At 46.6% G+C, this 16650-nt stretch carries 18 protein-coding genes; 13 read left to right on the forward strand and 5 right to left on the reverse strand.

Annotated features, from left to right (window positions below; translation table 11 throughout):
• Positions 1 to 8 precede the first annotated feature (8 nt).
• Genes ICN24_RS03650 through ICN24_RS03660 form a run of 3 tightly spaced genes read left to right on the forward strand, consistent with a single transcriptional unit; the run spans position 9 to position 2619 of the window.
• Positions 9 to 989, forward strand: coding sequence for a tripartite tricarboxylate transporter substrate binding protein (locus ICN24_RS03650; protein ID WP_216221392.1), 981 nt, complete (start codon positions 9 to 11; stop codon positions 987 to 989).
• A gap of 41 nt (positions 990 to 1030) precedes the next feature.
• Entirely contained in the window at positions 1031 to 2200 is a 1170-nt protein-coding gene (locus tag ICN24_RS03655) for a thiolase domain-containing protein (protein ID WP_216221393.1), read from the forward strand.
• Entirely contained in the window at positions 2200 to 2619 is a 420-nt protein-coding gene (locus tag ICN24_RS03660) for a Zn-ribbon domain-containing OB-fold protein (protein WP_255532548.1), read from the forward strand. The genes ICN24_RS03655 and ICN24_RS03660 overlap by 1 nt, the downstream gene beginning before the upstream one ends.
• Positions 2620 to 2641: 22 nt before the next feature.
• On the opposite strand, the gene ICN24_RS03665 is transcribed toward ICN24_RS03660, so the two are convergent.
• Genes ICN24_RS03665 through ICN24_RS03685 form a run of 5 tightly spaced genes read right to left on the reverse strand, consistent with a single transcriptional unit; the run spans position 2642 to position 6994 of the window.
• Positions 2642 to 3067, reverse strand: a complete 426-nt coding sequence (locus ICN24_RS03665) for a DUF1841 family protein (protein WP_216222213.1) — start codon at positions 3065 to 3067, stop codon at positions 2642 to 2644.
• Positions 3060 to 3716: an endonuclease III gene (nth, locus tag ICN24_RS03670; RefSeq protein WP_216221394.1), complete on the reverse strand. Its 657-nt coding sequence runs from the start codon at positions 3714 to 3716 to the stop codon at positions 3060 to 3062. The genes ICN24_RS03665 and nth overlap by 8 nt, the downstream gene beginning before the upstream one ends.
• Positions 3716 to 4432 (reverse strand): electron transport complex subunit RsxB, encoded by a 717-nt coding sequence (gene rsxB / locus ICN24_RS03675; protein ID WP_370623110.1) that lies wholly within the window; start codon positions 4430 to 4432, stop codon positions 3716 to 3718. The genes nth and rsxB overlap by 1 nt, the downstream gene beginning before the upstream one ends.
• Before the next feature lie 31 nt (positions 4433 to 4463).
• Entirely contained in the window at positions 4464 to 5753 is a 1290-nt protein-coding gene (locus ICN24_RS03680) for a polyhydroxyalkanoate depolymerase (protein WP_216221397.1), read from the reverse strand.
• Between the two features lie 41 nt (positions 5754 to 5794).
• A complete protein-coding gene (locus ICN24_RS03685) occupies positions 5795 to 6994 on the reverse strand; it encodes an amino acid aminotransferase (RefSeq protein WP_216221399.1) in 1200 nt (399 codons plus the stop codon).
• A 159-nt stretch (positions 6995 to 7153) separates the two neighbouring features.
• Here ICN24_RS03685 and uvrB point away from each other — a divergent pair, with 159 nt between their 5' ends.
• From uvrB to ICN24_RS03735, 10 genes are all read left to right on the forward strand, one after another.
• A complete protein-coding gene (gene uvrB / locus ICN24_RS03690; RefSeq protein WP_255532549.1) occupies positions 7154 to 9307 on the forward strand; it encodes an excinuclease ABC subunit UvrB in 2154 nt (717 codons plus the stop codon).
• A 150-nt stretch (positions 9308 to 9457) separates the two neighbouring features.
• Positions 9458 to 10027 carry a Fe-S cluster assembly transcription factor gene (locus ICN24_RS03695; RefSeq protein WP_216221401.1) on the forward strand — a complete coding sequence of 190 codons (570 nt, stop codon included), beginning with the start codon at positions 9458 to 9460 and terminating at the stop codon, positions 10025 to 10027.
• Positions 10028 to 10055: 28 nt separating this feature from the next.
• A complete protein-coding gene (locus ICN24_RS03700) occupies positions 10056 to 11315 on the forward strand; it encodes an IscS subfamily cysteine desulfurase (protein WP_370623096.1) in 1260 nt (419 codons plus the stop codon).
• Positions 11316 to 11350: 35 nt separating this feature from the next.
• On the forward strand, positions 11351 to 11737 hold the full coding sequence (gene iscU / locus ICN24_RS03705; protein WP_068948040.1) for a Fe-S cluster assembly scaffold IscU: 387 nt from the start codon (positions 11351 to 11353) through the stop codon (positions 11735 to 11737).
• Positions 11738 to 11753: 16 nt separating this feature from the next.
• Positions 11754 to 12077 (forward strand): iron-sulfur cluster assembly protein IscA, encoded by a 324-nt coding sequence (gene iscA, locus ICN24_RS03710; protein ID WP_011903328.1) that lies wholly within the window; start codon positions 11754 to 11756, stop codon positions 12075 to 12077.
• Positions 12055 to 12582: a Fe-S protein assembly co-chaperone HscB gene (hscB, locus tag ICN24_RS03715; RefSeq protein WP_370623097.1), complete on the forward strand. Its 528-nt coding sequence runs from the start codon at positions 12055 to 12057 to the stop codon at positions 12580 to 12582. Before iscA ends, hscB begins: the two co-directional genes overlap by 23 nt.
• 25 nt (positions 12583 to 12607) lie before the next feature.
• Positions 12608 to 14473 (forward strand): Fe-S protein assembly chaperone HscA, encoded by a 1866-nt coding sequence (gene hscA, locus ICN24_RS03720; protein ID WP_216221404.1) that lies wholly within the window; start codon positions 12608 to 12610, stop codon positions 14471 to 14473.
• Between the two features lie 32 nt (positions 14474 to 14505).
• A complete protein-coding gene (gene fdx / locus ICN24_RS03725; protein WP_216221406.1) occupies positions 14506 to 14844 on the forward strand; it encodes an ISC system 2Fe-2S type ferredoxin in 339 nt (112 codons plus the stop codon).
• Positions 14845 to 15084: 240 nt separating this feature from the next.
• A complete protein-coding gene (locus ICN24_RS03730) occupies positions 15085 to 16305 on the forward strand; it encodes a molybdopterin-dependent oxidoreductase (RefSeq protein ID WP_216221408.1) in 1221 nt (406 codons plus the stop codon).
• Between the two features lie 10 nt (positions 16306 to 16315).
• On the forward strand, positions 16316 to 16627 hold the full coding sequence (locus ICN24_RS03735) for a cytochrome c, class I (RefSeq protein WP_216221410.1): 312 nt from the start codon (positions 16316 to 16318) through the stop codon (positions 16625 to 16627).
• Positions 16628 to 16650 lie beyond the last annotated feature (23 nt).

Raw genomic sequence — 16650 nt, forward strand, 5'->3', positions numbered from 1 at the left:
ATCATCAGATGTCATCTAAAAAGCTGCTGTCAATCCTTGTGATTTGGATAGGGGCCAGCTGGGTGTCTGTGCATGCGGCTGAAAGTACCTCTACATATCCAAACAAACCAATCCACTTGATTGTTGGCTTCTCTCCAGGAGGCTCTGCAGATGCGGTAGGGCGTGCTCTTGCTGAAGGGTTGTCAAACCGCCTTGGTCAGCCTGTAGTGGTAGAGAACAAGGCGGGGGCGAATGGCAACATTGCAGCTGAGTATGTTTCGCGCGCACTGCCAGATGGATATGTGCTGTACTTTCCATCGATCGGCCACGCGGTCAATGCTTCGCTTTATAAAAATTTGCCTTACGATTCAATCAAGGATTTCACGGCCATTGGTGGTGTGTTTTCAGCCCCCAATATTTTGATTGTGCCAGCGAGCTCCCCTTATAAATCTGTTAAAGAGCTTATTGCTGCTGGAAAAGCAAATCCTGGAAAGTTAACCTTTGCTTCTAGTGGTAGCGGTACTTCGGTTCATCTATCGGCCGTGCTATTTGAAAAGATGGCCAAAATAGAAATGATTCATATACCCTATAAAGGTACAGGTAGTGCACTACCGGATGTGATTTCAGGACAGGTAGATATGAGTTTTCCTAATCTTCCTAGCGCATTGCCGCATGTCAAGGCGGGAAGCTTGCGCGCCCTTGGCGTCACTACTGCAAAACGTTCTGCTGCTGCCCCCAATGTTCCAACCATTGCGGAGTCTGGCTTGCCTGGATATGACATGGCCACTTGGTATGGCTTAGTGGCTCCAGCCAATTTGCCGATAGAGATTCGGAATCGACTCAATAAAGAATTGCAAAGTATTTTGTCTGATCCTAAATTTAAAGATAAGTTGATTGCTCAGGGTGCTGATCCAATGCCAGGAACTCCAGAGCAATTTACCGCCTTGATTAAAAGCGAAATTGAAAAGTGGCGTAAGCTCATTGCACAATCGCAAATTACGGTTGATTAAGATTCATTTTTTGTCGTACAGCATTTCATAAAGGAATATTCATGTCATTTGCTTCTAATGCTTGTATTGCCGGAATATACGAGCACCCTTTAAGAGTGGCGCCAAACCATACGGTTGCACAACTTCATGCTGAGGTGGCGCGAGGCGCTCTATTGGACGCCGGTCTGACATTGGATGATGTGGATGGATACTTCTGCGCAGGCGATGCTCCTGGTATGGGGCCGGTATCGATGGCCGACTACTTGGGTCTTAAGAAATTAACGTATTTGGACTCCACAGACACAGGAGGCTCTTCTTACTTAACTCATGTGAACCATGCGGCACGTGCCATTGCTGCTGGGCAATGTAAGGTTGCACTCATTACCTTGGCGGGACGCCCCAAATCGGAGGGATCTAGCGGCACACAGGTACGCAGTCAATATGCCAGCGCTCCAGATTTTGCATTTGAAAAGCCATACTCGCCAGCGCCCTTAAATACTTATGCCATGTGCGCAATGCGCCATATGTATGAGTTTGGAACGACTAGTGAGCAATTAGCTTGGATTAAGGTGGCCGCATCGCATCATGCGCAACACAATCCGAACGCAGCATTAAAAGATGTCTTAACGGTTGAGGATGTTTTAAATTCCCCAATGATTGCTGATCCTTTGCATCGCGCTGACTGTTGTGTCGTGACTGACAGTGGTGGTGCCTTGGTGGTGGTGCATCCGGATATTGCTAAAACTTTAAAAAAGCCTGTGGTCACGATGATGGGTGCTGGTGAAACCACCAAGGGTCAAATGGGTGGCAAAGTTGACCTCACTTACTCCGGTTTAGCTTGGGCTGCTCCTTTAGCATTCAAAGAGGCCAAGCTCACGCCAGAACAAATTCGTTACGCATCGATTTACGACAGCTTTACCATCACCGTTCTCATTCAGCTGGAGGATTTAGGCTTTTGTAAAAAAGGTGAAGGCGGCAAGTTTGTCGAGGGGGGTCAATTGATTTCTGGAAAGGGCAAGCTAGCCTTCAATACCGATGGTGGCGGTTTATGTAACAACCATCCCGCTAATCGTGGTGGCATGACTAAAGTGATTGAAGCGGTCAGACAATTGCGTGGCGAGGCCCATCCGGCCGTGCAGATCCCCAATCTAGAATTTGCGCTGGCTTCTGGTATTGGCGGTGCGCTTGGCACACGTCATGGCGCTGCAGTATTAATTTTAGGGAGACTGTAATGAGTCAAGTGAATGAAAAAAATATGGCTAACAAAGATCACCGCTTGCCAAGCCCGATTAGCAATCCTGAAAATAAAGCATTTTTAGATGCTGCACAAAATAATCAGCTGCTCTTAAAACATTGCAATGCTTGCAAAGAAGCTCACTATTACCCACGTACTATCTGCCCGCATTGTGGCAGTGATGACACTACTTGGGTTCATTCTGCGGGAGTGGGGGAGATTTATTCTTACACTGTGATGCGACGTGGTGTAGAAGTTCCTTTTGCGATGGCTTATGTACGATTACAAGAGGGCATTTCTTTATTAACGCACCTGACCAATTGTGATTTTGATGCGATTCGCATAGGGCAAAAAGTAAGAGTCATCTTTCAGGAGACGCAGGACGGGCAAAAAACCCACTTGTTCGAACCCGCTTAACCTAGCTTGGGCAATTTAGCCCTTAGATCAACCTCTTTAAAGCCTCGAGATAACTCTCGGGGTTAAGGGGCTTGCCTTCCCTTTGGGATTCCCACATGACCTGGCCCAAACATTCCATCATGAGGTGTTGTGCCTCGTGCTCTGATCCTAATTTTTTACTCAGCTTTTCTGCAATCTCTTTGATGTCAGGGGGTTGGTTAATAGAGATCTGTTCGCTGATCGATAGATGCATAGATAAATGCAGGAAGGGATTGGTTTCACCGCGCTCTGGGGTGTAGTCTTGATCTAGCGCGCCTTCTGGATCAGATAAAAGTACATGGTATTCAGGGTGTTGCTCCATCCAATCGCCAGCAATCGTCTCCATTGAGTCCAGAATATGCCCATCGGTTTTTTTCTTCCAGGTATCGCAAAAAAAGCGCCGTACTTCTTCTCGAGTTGGGTTAAATATCGCCACGGACTTTTCCTTTGCTAGTTTTTTGCTTGAAGCTGCATAAAGGCTCTACGATGCAATGGGCACAATCTGGGTTGCGCGCTTTGCAAGTATATCGACCATGAAGAATGAGCCAATGATGCGCATCCAATAGATACTCTTTTGGTACGCGTTTGAGTAATTGCTCCTCAACTTTAACAACGTCTTTGCCTGGAGCAAGACCAGTGCGATTGGAGACACGAAAAATATGCGTATCTACAGCAATGGTAGGTTGGCCAAAAGCGGTATTCAGAATGACGTTCGCGGTTTTTCTACCTACACCGGGAAGCGCTTCTAGTTCTTCTCGAGTTTGAGGTACTTGGCCATGATGTTTATCTATGAGTAGGCGACAAGTCTCCTGAATGTGCCTACCCTTCGAATTGAAAAGTCCGATATGTTGAATATAAGGTCTTACACCCTCTTCACCTAGCTCCAATAGGGCTTGGGGCGTATTGGCTATCTTGAATAATTTCTGCGTTCCTTTGTTGACAGAAATATCAGTAGCTTGTGCCGATAATAAAACGGCAATCAGTAATTCAAACGGAGTGCTATATTCCAGCTCAGTCGTTGGCTTGGGATTGTTGGCTTTAAGAAGCTCAAAAAATGCACGACGTTTTTCTGGGTTCATCATGTCTTTTGTTGTGCCCTCGCAATAGCAGCCGCAATGATTGCGCGTTTGCGTTCTTTTTCTTGCGCCTCCTCTACTGAAGAGGGGTTTTCGGCATTCACAGCAAGCAATTTTGCGGCGGCTTTTTTAGCCAAACGCTCATCATTGTCTTTTTGTTCGCGTAACAGCCGTTGCTCGCGATCGTGATAGCGCTGACGGGATGCGTCAGCCTGCGCAGGGGTCCAGGCATTCCATCCAACTTGCTCGCCTGTGACATCAATCATGTTGATACAGTCCACTGGGCAAGGTGGAATGCAGAGATCACAGCCCGTACACCACTCTGTAAGCACCGCATGCATTTGTTTAGAGGCTCCCACAATCGCATCAACGGGGCATGCCTGAATGCATAGCGTGCATCCAATGCATTTTTTTGGGTCGATGAATGCTACTGGTCTTGGACGCTCAATGCCGCAAGTCGGGTCGATGCCAGGATTGAGCTCGAAGGCATCTTGGGGGTAAATAGGTGTCAGCACTTTACTGAGCCTTTGAATACCCTCTATGCCACCAGGCGGGCAGCGATTGGGAAGCGCTTGGCCGCTAGCTAATGCCTCTGCATACCCTCGGCAATCGGGGTAGCCACATTTAGTGCATTGGGTTTGAGGAAGTAGATCTTCCAGGCGATCAGTCAGCTCGTTCACCTGGTTAATGTTCATTGAATGACTAGTTCCTAAGTAAATGAGAGACGCTAGGGTCTCTCATTTTGTTGGCTTATTTAGCGTCTAGTTTGGGTAAACGCGCTTTGGTTTTTCGTTGCGCTGGTTGATGTTCGCGAATGAAAGATTTAATTTTTGGATAAACCTTGTCGCGCCAACGACGTCCGGCAAAAATACCGTAGTGACCAGCGCCAGCAACTTCGTAGTGGTCTTTATGTTCTTTTGGAATGCCTGCACATAAAGCATGTGCTGAGCGGGTTTGACCACTGCCGGAAATATCATCCAATTCACCCTCAACAGTTAGCAAGGCAGTTTTCTGAATATCTTGCGGCTTAACTAACTTTCCAGAAACTTCCCAAGTTCCATTTGGTAATGAATAGTCTTGGAACACAGTTTTGATCGTATCTAGGTAGAACTTGGCATCCAAGTCTAGTACGGCGTTGTATTCATCATAGAAGCGGATATGCGATTCCGCATCCTGTTCATCACCCTTAACGAGATTTTGGAAGTAATCCCAGTGTGACTGCAAATGATTCTGTGGGTTCATGGCGATAAAGCCAGTGTGCTGCAGGAAGCCTGGGTAAACACGGCGACCAGCGCCAGGATAGGTTGGCGGTACTTTGTAGATCACATGGCTTTCAAACCAGTCGTGTGATTTTTGTTCTGCTAGGTTGTTTACCGCTGTAGGTGATTTACGTGCATCAATTGGGCCACCCATCATGATCATGGAGGCAGGAGTGGCTTCACCAGCAGAAGCCATCAGGGAGATGGCACCTAAAGTAGGAACAGTTGGCTGGCAAACAGAAATCACATGCAAATCTTCTGCGCCAATAGTACGGATAAATTCTTGAACGTAATGAACGTAGTCATCGAGGCCAAATTCGCCTTCGCCCACGGGAACGTTACGGGCATCAATCCAGTCAGTGATGTATACCTTGTGATCTTGTAGCAATGTGCGAACAGTGTCGCGCAACAAAGTAGAGTGATGACCAGAGAGTGGCGCTACTACTAATACTGAAGGATCTTCTTTAAGACTTTTGATCGTTTCAACATCATCGGAGAAGCGCTTAAAGCGAATCAGATTACAGAAAGGCTTAGAAACTTTAGTAATTTCATGGATGGCCACTTCGTGACCGTGCGCCATGACGGAGCGGATGCCAAATTCTGGTTTCTTATAGTTTTTGCCCAGGCGGTATAGAAGTTCGTAGCTAGCAGCTAAACGCTCAGATCCTGGAACCTTGGATGCCGGGTTAGAGGCATTAATCAAAGCCTCAGAGGCAGCACGCGCCCATGAGCTCATTGGTTGAAGTAAGGCTTTTTGGAATTCGTGTAACTGATAAAGCATGGTGCCTCCTGTAAATCTATAAAGCCGCTTATTGCGCTCTTTTAAGCCAATACGCGGGCGATTGCTTTGGCGACCTTATCAATATTTTTAGTATTGAGAGCGGCCACACAAATACGACCAGTAGAGAGGGCATAAATGCCATCTTCTTTCTGTAGGCGTTCAACTTGCTCGGCGGTTAAACCAGAGTAAGAAAACATTCCACGCTGCTTTTCAATAAAAGCAAAATCTTGCTTGACGCCAGCAGCGGCTAATTTTTCAACTAAACCATGACGCATCGCCTTAATGCGATCACGCATTTGTGCTAGTTCATCTTCCCAAAGTTTACGTAACTCTGGGGAATTTAAAACAGCAGCAGCAATTGCCGCACCATGGGTTGGTGGGTTGGAATAGTTAGTTCGAATGACGCGCTTTAATTGAGAAAGCACACGAGTAGATTCGTCTTTACTCTGGGTCACGATGGATAGTGCACCAACACGCTCACCATAGAGTGAGAATGACTTGGAGAAAGAGCTTGATACAAAGAAGGACATGCCAGACTCAGCAAAGAGGCGTACTGCAATGCCGTCTTGCTCAATCCCGGCTGCAAAGCCTTGATAGGCCATATCCAAGAAGGGAATTAAGCCCTTGGTTTTGCAGATGTCGATGACTTGACGCCATTGCGCTTCAGTTATATCTGCACCAGTTGGGTTATGACAGCACGCATGCAATAAAACAGTAGTGTTCTTTGGGAAAGACTCTAAAGATTTCACCATGCCATCAAAATCAACACCACGAGTTTTGCCATCGAAGTAGGTGTACTCAACTACTTCAAAACCGGCAGATTCAAAAATGCCGCGATGGTTTTCCCAGGTTGGATTGCTGATGGCGCAGGGTGCATTTAAATTGAGGCGCTTGATAAAGTCTGCACCAACACGCAAGGCGCCAGTGCCGCCTAAGCATTCGGCAGTGACTACGCGACCATCTTTGATGAGGGAGGATTCAGCGCCAAACAATAAATTTTGTACCGCGCTGTTGTAAGGGTTTGGGCCTTCAATCGGAATGTAGCTGCGTGGTGAATGCTTCGCAACAATCGCCTCTTCTGCTTTGATCACCGCTTTTAAGAGAGGCACTTTGCCTTCGTCTGTGTAATACACGCCAACACCAAGGTTCACCTTATCTGGACGTTGATCGGCAACGTAGGCTTCGGTGAGGCCAAAAATAGGGTCTTTAGGGGCTAATTGGACTGAGGCAAACAGGGTCATTTGAGGTCAAAAATGGTGGTTTAAGGGTGGTTTTGCTATTAATTGACGTTAAATTGAGCTTAATTGTCGGTTTTTGAGGCCAGATTCAACTATTTCCAAATAAAAACGGCAAAATCAATGTTTGTACAAAATTCTCTGTGAAGAATTCTCACAGATGAAATGATAGCCGAGATGCCCCCTAAGTTACCTAAAAACGCTCCAAAAATTGAAGTAAAAGAGGCTGAGAAAAAACCCGCTGCCGATCCTTTGGGTGAGGCTGGTCACGACTTGGATCCGGCCAAGTTTGTGAGCTTTCCAGACTCCCCCTACCAGCTTTATCAGCCTTTTCCGCCTGCTGGCGACCAGCCGGCTGCGATTGATGCCCTAGCGGAGGGGGTGGAGGACGGCTTGACCTTCCAGACTCTGTTGGGGGTAACGGGCTCTGGTAAGACCTTTACGATGGCTAATGTGATCGCCAGAACCGGGCGTCCAGCCATCATATTTGCCCCAAATAAGACCCTGGCTGCCCAGCTTTATAGTGAATTTAGGGAATTTTTCCCAAAAAATGCCGTCGAGTACTTCGTGAGTTACTACGACTACTACCAGCCAGAGGCTTATGTTCCTCAGCGGGATCTCTTTATTGAAAAAGACTCCTCCATTAATGAGCACATCGAGCAGATGCGTTTGTCGGCAACCAAGAGTTTGTTAGAGCGTCGCGACGTCATTATTGTGGCAACTGTTTCTGCAATTTACGGCATTGGTAATCCAGGTGATTATCACAGCATGGTCATGACATTGCGTCCTGGTGACAAGATGAGTCAGCGCGATATCTTGATGCGTTTAATTGCGATGCAATATGACCGTAACGAAACTGATTTTAAGCGCGGTGTATTTCGCGTGCGTGGCGACACGATTGATATATTCCCAGCCGAACATAATGAATTAGCAGTACGTGTTGAATTGTTTGATGACGTGGTGGAGAGTTTGCAATTCTTTGATCCGCTTACTGGCAAGATTCGTCAAAAGATTCCGCGCTTTACGGTTTATCCAAGTTCGCACTATGTTACGCCGCGTGAAACAGTTCTGAAAGCGATTGAAACCATTAAAGAAGAATTGCGGACCCGTTTGGATGAGTTCGTAAAAGATGGTAAGTTAGTTGAGGCACAACGCTTAGAGCAGCGCACCCGTTTCGATTTGGAAATGCTCAATGAGCTGGGTTTTTGCAAGGGCATTGAAAATTACTCCCGCCATCTCTCAGGCGCTGCTCCAGGCGAGGCACCGCCTACGCTAGTGGACTATTTACCCAATGATGCATTGATGTTCTTAGATGAGAGTCATGTACTGATTGGCCAGCTCAATGCAATGTACAACGGTGATAAATCTCGTAAACATACTTTGGTGGAATTTGGTTTCCGTTTGCCTTCGGCGATGGATAACCGCCCGCTCAAGTTTACCGAGTTTGAAACCAAAATGCGTCAAACCATTTTTGTTTCAGCAACACCGGCTGATTATGAGAAAGAGCATCAAGGTCAAGTGGTCGAGCAAGTAGCTAGACCAACGGGATTGGTTGACCCGCAAATTGAAGTATTACCTGCAAGCACTCAAGTGGATGATTTGCTCAGTCAAATTTATGAGCGTGTCAAAGTAGGGGAGCGGGTTTTAGTAACGGTGCTCACTAAGCGTATGGCCGAGCAGTTAACTGACTATCTTTCTGACAACGGTGTGAAGGTACGTTACGTTCACTCGGATATTGATACGGTAGAGCGCGTCGAAATTTTGCGTGACTTGCGTTTGGGTGTGTTTGATGTATTGGTGGGTATCAACTTATTGCGTGAGGGCTTAGATATTCCGGAAGTCTCTTTGGTTGCTATTTTGGATGCTGACAAAGAGGGCTTCTTGCGTTCTGAGCGCTCATTGATTCAGACAATTGGCCGGGCAGCGCGTAACGTGCGCGGTAAAGCGATTTTGTACGCGGATAAGATCACTGACTCCATGCGAAGGGCAATGGGAGAGACGGAAAGACGCCGTACCAAGCAAATTGCCTTTAATAAAGAACATGGGATTGAGCCAAAAGGGGTTCAAAAGCGGATCAAGGACATTATTGATGGCGTTTATGACGTCAAAGAGAAGCGTCAGGAAATGCAAGTCGAGCAGGAGCGGGCTCGCTATGAGGATATGGGTGAGAAGGATCTGGCTGCTGAAATCAAGCGTTTAGAGAAGCAAATGAATGCTGAGGCCAAAAATCTCGAGTTTGAGAAGGCTGCTAGCACCCGAGATCGACTGACTAAGGTCAAAGAAATGGCCTTTGGAGCCAGGTCCAGGGACTCTGTCTAGGCTTGTCCCGCTAATTCCTCGCTTCAAGAGGGGATTTTTGGGATAATTCCCGAGCAGTTTGCTGGGTCTTATGGTAAAGTTGAGTGGAATGGTCGGGTATTACCCTTCCGATCATTAGCTGTCCATAACAATCCATTACCAAGGTGACATATGAGACTTACAACCAAAGGTCGTTTTGCAGTAACCGCAATGATTGATTTAGCCCTGCGTGAAGCGCATGGCCCTGTAACTTTGGCCGGAATTAGCCAAAGACAGAAGATTTCCCTCTCCTACCTCGAGCAGTTGTTCGGCAAGTTACGCCGTTTCAATATCGTGGAGAGTACTCGCGGTCCTGGAGGTGGTTACACACTAGCCCGTCCATCCACTGAAGTGAGTGTTGCTGACATTATTGTGGCCGTTGACGAGCCATTAGATGCTACTCAGTGTGGCGGTAAAGGCAACTGTCACACCGAGGAAGAAGGTCATGGCCGTTGCATGACTCACGATCTCTGGAGCAATCTCAATTCCAAAATGGTTGAGTACCTGAGCTCGGTAAGTCTGAAGGATTTAGTTCAGCAGCAAGAAGGGCGCGGTATTGTGATTCAAGATATGCGCCAGAAAAAAATCAAGGTTGAAAGTGTGAAGGCGGATAAACCAGCTCCAGCACTGTCAGCAAAAAAAGAAGTTGCCCCCAAAGCACCATTAGTCAATTCCGTATTTAATTTGGCGCGACAAAGTTAATAACGTATTACTTACCTGTAAATAAACCATGAACGCACCACAAGACCTTCCACAACAACCGGTTCCGATGTTTAGCCCTAAACACTTCCCGGTGTATATGGATTATTCGGCTACAACACCGATCGATCCTCGTGTGGTCGACAAAATGCTCCCTTACCTACGTGAGCAGTTTGGTAATGCCGCTTCCCGTAGCCATGCCTATGGCTGGGCCGCAGAAGAGGCTGTGGAGTGGGCGCGTTCAGAAGTTGCGCAGTTGGTGCATGCCGACCCAAGAGAAATCGTATTTACTAGTGGCGCCACCGAGAGTATTAACTTGGCGCTTAAAGGTGCTGCGCATTTTTATAAAGAGCGTGGCAATCACATCATTACCGTAAAGACTGAACACAAAGCCACCTTAGATACTTGCCGCGAATTAGAACGCGAAGGTTTTGAAGTTACCTACTTAGATGTATTGCCAAACGGCTTGATTGATTTTGCGCAATTAGAAACAGCAATGAAGCCTGGCACGATCTTGGCATCAGTTATGTATGTCAATAACGAGATCGGTGTCGTGCAAGATATTCCTGCGATTGGTGAGTTGTGCCGTTCACGTGGTGTGATTTTCCATGTGGATGCAGCGCAGGCTACCGGTAAAGTAGAAATTGATCTCGAGAAAATTAAAGTGGACCTGATGAGTTTTTCTGCTCATAAGACTTATGGTCCCAAAGGCATTGGCGCATTGTTTGTGCGTCGCAAGCCTCGCATTCGCATTGAAGCCCAGATTCATGGTGGCGGTCATGAGCGCGGTATGCGTTCTGGCACTCTGGCGGTTCATCAAATTGTTGGTATGGGTGAGGCTTTCCGTATTGCCCGTATCGAGATGGTTGAAGAAAACAAGCGTATTCGTGCATTGCGCGATCGTTTACTGGCCGGCCTGAAAGATGTGGAAGAGGTTTATGTGAATGGTGACATGGAGAACCGTGTGCCACATAACCTAAACATCAGCTTTAACTATGTTGAAGGTGAATCTATGATGATGGCCTTGAAAGATTTGGCGATCTCTTCTGGTTCAGCGTGTACTTCTGCATCTTTAGAGCCATCTTATGTCTTGCGTGCCTTAGGTCGTAATGATGAATTGGCTCATAGTTCTATTCGTTTTACCTTGGGTCGCTTTACAACCGAAGAAGAAGTGGATTTCACGATCAAGTTAGTAAAAGAGAAGATTGCGAAGTTGCGTGAGCTCTCCCCATTATGGGAAATGTACAAGGACGGAATCGACTTGAGCACGATTCAGTGGGCTGCACACTAATCGAAATATAGAAAAGAAATTAAAGAGGAAATACCATGGCATATAGCGAAAAGGTCATTGACCACTATGAAAATCCCCGCAACGTTGGCTCCTTTGAAAAGGGTGACAACAGCGTAGGTACTGGAATGGTTGGCGCACCAGCTTGTGGCGACGTGATGAAGTTGCAAATTCGTGTGAACGATCAAGGCGTAATTGAGGATGCTAAGTTCAAGACCTATGGCTGCGGTTCTGCCATTGCCTCTTCTTCATTGGTCACTGAGTGGGTTAAAGGTAAAACCTTGGATCAAGCGCTCGAGATCAAGAACTCCTTGATTGCTGAAGAGTTGGCATTGCCGCCAGTAAAAATTCACTGCTCTATCTTGGCAGAAGATGCGATTAAAGCAGCGGTTGCTGACTACAAAGAAAAGCACCCAGCGAAATAAGTGAACTGAGAAAATCATGGCAATCACCTTAACTGATAAAGCTGCAAAGCACGTTAACCGCAATCTCGAGAAGCGCGGCAAAGGTTGCGGCTTGCGCTTGGGCGTTCGGACCACCGGTTGTTCTGGATTGGCGTATCAGTTGGAATATGTAGATGAGCCAGCGCCTGAAGATCAAGTATTTGAGTCGAATGGTGTGAAGGTGTTTATTGATCCAAAGAGCTTGGCTTATTTGGATGGAACGGAATTGGATTTCGTGCGTGAGGGTTTGAACGAGGGATTTAAGTTTCAAAATCCAAACGTAAAAGATGAGTGTGGTTGTGGCGAATCTTTCCGCGTCTGACGATTACTTTCGCTTCTTTGGTTTAAATCAGCAATTCAAAATCGATTTGCCTGCGCTAGATCAGGCCTACCTGGCGATTCAGAAGGAAGTGCACCCAGATCGCCATGCTCGCGGCAGTGAAACAGAGCAGCGCCTTGCAATGCAAATGGCAACCTTAGCTAATACAGCCTTTCAAACGCTCAAAAACCCCATTCAACGCGGCCTATATCTCTGCAAGCTCCATGGCGTTGACGCTAAATTAGAAACCAATACTGCAATGCCTACTGCTTTTTTGATGAAGCAGATGGAGTGGCGTGAAAACCTGGATGAGCAAGCAGAAGATTTACCAGCGCTTGAAGCCATGATGGAAGAAGTTGAGCAATCAAAGGCTGATACGCTTGCTGAAATTACCCAAGCGATTGATGGCGCGAAAAATTATCAACGCGCTGCAGAATTGTTACGAGGCCTTCTCTTTATTGACAAGTTCGCGCTTGAGTTAGATGACACGATCGCAGCTTTAATTTAGTCCTACTCAATTACACTCTACATATATGGCCTTATTACAAATCTCTGAACCTGGCAAATCGCTTGCGCCTCACCAGCGCCGCATTGCTGTAGGCATTGATTTGGGCACAACAAATTCTTTGGTGGCGATCGTGAAAGATGCGCTGCCCAAAGTTCTCCCTGATGAGCAGGGTCGCGAGCTATTGCCCTCAGTAGTGCGTTACTTGCCAAATGGCCGCACCCAAGCTGGATTTGAGGCCCTTGAGAGCGTAGTACTTGATCCAAAGAATACGATCGTTTCAGTAAAGCGCTTCATGGGTCGGGGTCTGAACGACGTGGAGCATATTGAAAGCGCTCCTTACGATTTCGTAGATCAGCCCGGTATGTTAAAGCTCCGCACCGTGGCTGGTGATAAGAGTCCGATTGAAGTGTCTGCAGAAATCCTGGCGCGCTTGCGTCAATTGGCTGAAGACTCCGTCAATGATGACATTGTCGGTGCAGTGATTACTGTTCCTGCCTATTTTGACGATGCGCAGCGTCAAGCAACTAAAGATGCGGCTAAGTTAGCCGGCATTGAAGTGCTACGTTTACTTAACGAACCAACCGCTGCCGCGATTGCTTACGGCTTAGACAATGCATCTGAAGGTACCTATGCAGTCTATGATCTAGGTGGCGGTACATTTGATATCTCGATATTGCGCATGAGTAGGGGTGTATTTGAAGTACTCTCTACAGGCGGTGACTCTGCACTGGGTGGTGATGACTTTGATCATCGCTTGTATTGTTGGGTGATTGAGCAAGCGAAGCTGCCCCCCTTATCAATTCATGATCACCGCACATTACTTCAGGCTTGTAAGCACGCAAAAGAACAGCTCAGCCATAATCCCTTGGCACGCGTCCATGAAACGCTCTCAGATGGCACAGTAGTGAATGTGGGTGTAAGTCAGGCCCAGTTCTTTGAGATTACTCAAAACCTAGTGGCCAAGACCTTAACATCTTGTAAAAAAGCGCTGCGCGATGCAGGCTTAAAGGCAGAAGATATCAAGGGTGTTGTGATGGTGGGCGGTTCAACCCGCGTGCCTAATGTTCAACGCGCAGTGGGCGAGCTATTTGGCACTCAACCTTTAAACAATCTTAATCCTGACCAAGTGGTTGCACTTGGTGCAGCAATGCAGGCTGACTTATTAGCCGGTAATCAGAGTAAAGATGATGAGTGGCTCCTCTTGGATGTCATTCCACTTTCCCTGGGCATTGAAACCATGGGCGGTTTGGTGGAGAAAATTATTCCACGCAATACCCCAATTCCGGTTGCTAGAGCACAAGACTTCACTACTTTTAAAGATGGTCAAACTGCGTTGGCAGTCCAAGTGGTGCAGGGCGAGCGTGAGTTGGCGCAAGACTGTCGATCCTTAGGCCGTTTTGAATTGCGTGGCATTCCTGCAATGGCTGCTGGTGCTGCGCGCATTCGGGTGACTTTCCAGGTCGATGCTGACGGCTTATTGTCTGTAAGTGCCACAGAGCAAGGGTCCGGCGTTCAGGCGTCAATTGATATCAAGCCTTCTTACGGCTTAACGGATGCGGAAATTACGCGGATGTTGCAAGATGGTTTCTCTTCAGCCAAGGAAGACTTGCTTTCAAGATCTCTGCGTGAAGAGCAAGTCAATGCCCAGCGTTTGTTAGACGCCGTCCAAACTGCGCTTAACAGTGACCGTAACCTTCTAAATACAGAAGAGCAGGCTGCGATTGATCACGAGATGGCGGTGCTACAAAAGATTTTGAATGAAGAAATCGATAGCGCAGTTGTCCGTAAAGCCGTAGATCACGCCGCAAAAGCAACTGACGAGTTTGCCCAGAAGCGTATGAACGCAAGTATTCAGAAGGCCTTATCTGGTAAGAATGTAGCCGAGATCTAAAAGTATCAAAACATTAAAAATAGAAAAGTACTATGACCCAAATTGTTGTTCTTCCCCATAGCGAATATTGCCCTGAAGGTGCAGTGGTTGAAGCTGCACCTGGTACTTCAATTTGTGAGGCCTTGCTTGAGCATGACATTCCCATTGAGCATGCTTGCGATATGGTTTGTGCCTGTACTACCTGTCACGTGATCGTGAAAGAGGGTTATCAGAGTCTCAATCCTCCAGATGAAAATGAGGAAGATATGCTCGATCGTGCCTGGGGTCTCAATCCACAATCCCGTTTATCTTGCCAAGCGATTGTGGCTAAGCAAGATTTGGTCATTGAAATACCCAAGTACTCTATTAATCACGCCAAAGAAGGCCATTAATTGCACTAGATTGGTGCACTAAGCTCAAATCAATGCACTGAGTCAAAAAGCTAGAGCTACAGAGCGCTAATATGAAGTTGTTCATTCTGTAGTTTGTTTTATGTAGTCCCTCCATAGATTTCCTTTTAAGCCACCCTGCGGGGTGGCTTTTACTTTCCAGGAGGGTTTTTACTCATATAGAGTTTGCTAAATAAGGCTATTCTCAAGGTTGTTGAAAAATTTATTCTGGAGGAGACATCCATGAATTCGGAGAACTTTACCAATAGACGTAAGGTCATTACAGCAGCCCTAGCAGGCGGAGCGAGCTCAATACTCCCCGCATGGGCAATGGGTGCAGGCAATACGAATTTACCAATTGCCTATGGTGAGCGAGAGCTAATAGCATTTCCTGAGAAGAAGCCAATGATCGTATTGACTTCTCGACCACCACAATTAGAAACCCCATTCCAGTATTACGACAACCACGTCATTACCCCTAATGATGAATTCTTTGTGCGCTATCACATGGCGGGAATCCCGACTTCTATCGATCCTGCTACCTATAAGCTAAAAGTGGGTGGGAATGTTGAAAAGCCATTAGAAATTTCTTTGGAGTCCCTGCGGAAAAATTTTCCATCCCAACGCATTGTTGCAGTCAATCAATGCTCAGGAAATAGTCGTGGATTATTTGAGCCTCGCGTCAACGGGGGTCAACTAGGTAATGGGGCTATGGGTAATGCAGCGTGGGTTGGTGTGTCGCTTAAAGATATCTTGAAAGCTGCAAATCCTGGTCGTGGTGCAAAGCAAGTCACCTTTAACGGCCTAGATCAACCAGTTCTGCCAAGTGATTCTGATTTTGTGAAGGGGCTTGATATCGACCATGCCATGGATGGCAATGTGATGGTTGCTTATCAGATGAATGGAGCAGATATTCCATTTTTGAATGGTTACCCAATTAAATTAATTGTTCCTGGTTATTATGGTACCTACTGGGTAAAACATTTAAGTGAAATCAATGTTGTCGACCAAACGTACAACGGCTATTGGATGAATCCTGCCTATCGTATTCCGGACAATGATTGCAATTGCGTGGATCCGGGAACGGCGCCATCTAAAACTATTCCAATTAATCAGTTCACTATTCGTTCATTCATTACGAATTTCACTGACGCTAGCGTTGTCAATGTAGGTAAATCAATACAAGCGCGTGGCATTGCTTTTGATGCAGGTTATGGCATCAAGAAAGTGCTGTTCTCGCAAGATGATGGGCAAAATTGGGTTGAGGCAAGGCTAGGGCAAGATCTTGGTCGCTTCTCATTTAGAGAGTGGCGCGTAGAATTTACGCCAAAACAAAAAGGCACTTTAGATCTTAGAGTGAGGGCCTTCAATCATGCCGGTCAAGTGCAGCCTATGACAGCAAAATGGATGCCCGCCGGTTATATGCGTAATGTCGTTGAGACTGTCAAAGTGACTGCGGTTTAAGAGGAATCATATGAAAAAATTACTATTCCCTTTGGCAATTCTTGCAATGAGTTCTTTTGCGCAGGCTAAAACAATTGAGCTACCAGCCGATACTATTCAATGGCGTCCATCACCTTTGCCAGGATATCAACTAGCACTACAGAAGTGCACAACTTGTCATTCTGCTCACTATGCCGAATACCAGCCACCTAATACTGGAGTGGGGTATTGGAATACTCAAGTCTTAAGAATGAAAAATGTATTTAAGGCGCCCATTACTGATGAAGAAGTGCCTGTGATTGTTGAGTATCTCAATCAAACTTATGGTGCCAATAGAAAGTAATGTCTTTCAAGAGAGCAAAAAAA

It is taken from the genome of Polynucleobacter sp. UK-Kesae-W10, assembly GCF_018881575.1.
Classification (GTDB): domain Bacteria; phylum Pseudomonadota; class Gammaproteobacteria; order Burkholderiales; family Burkholderiaceae; genus Polynucleobacter.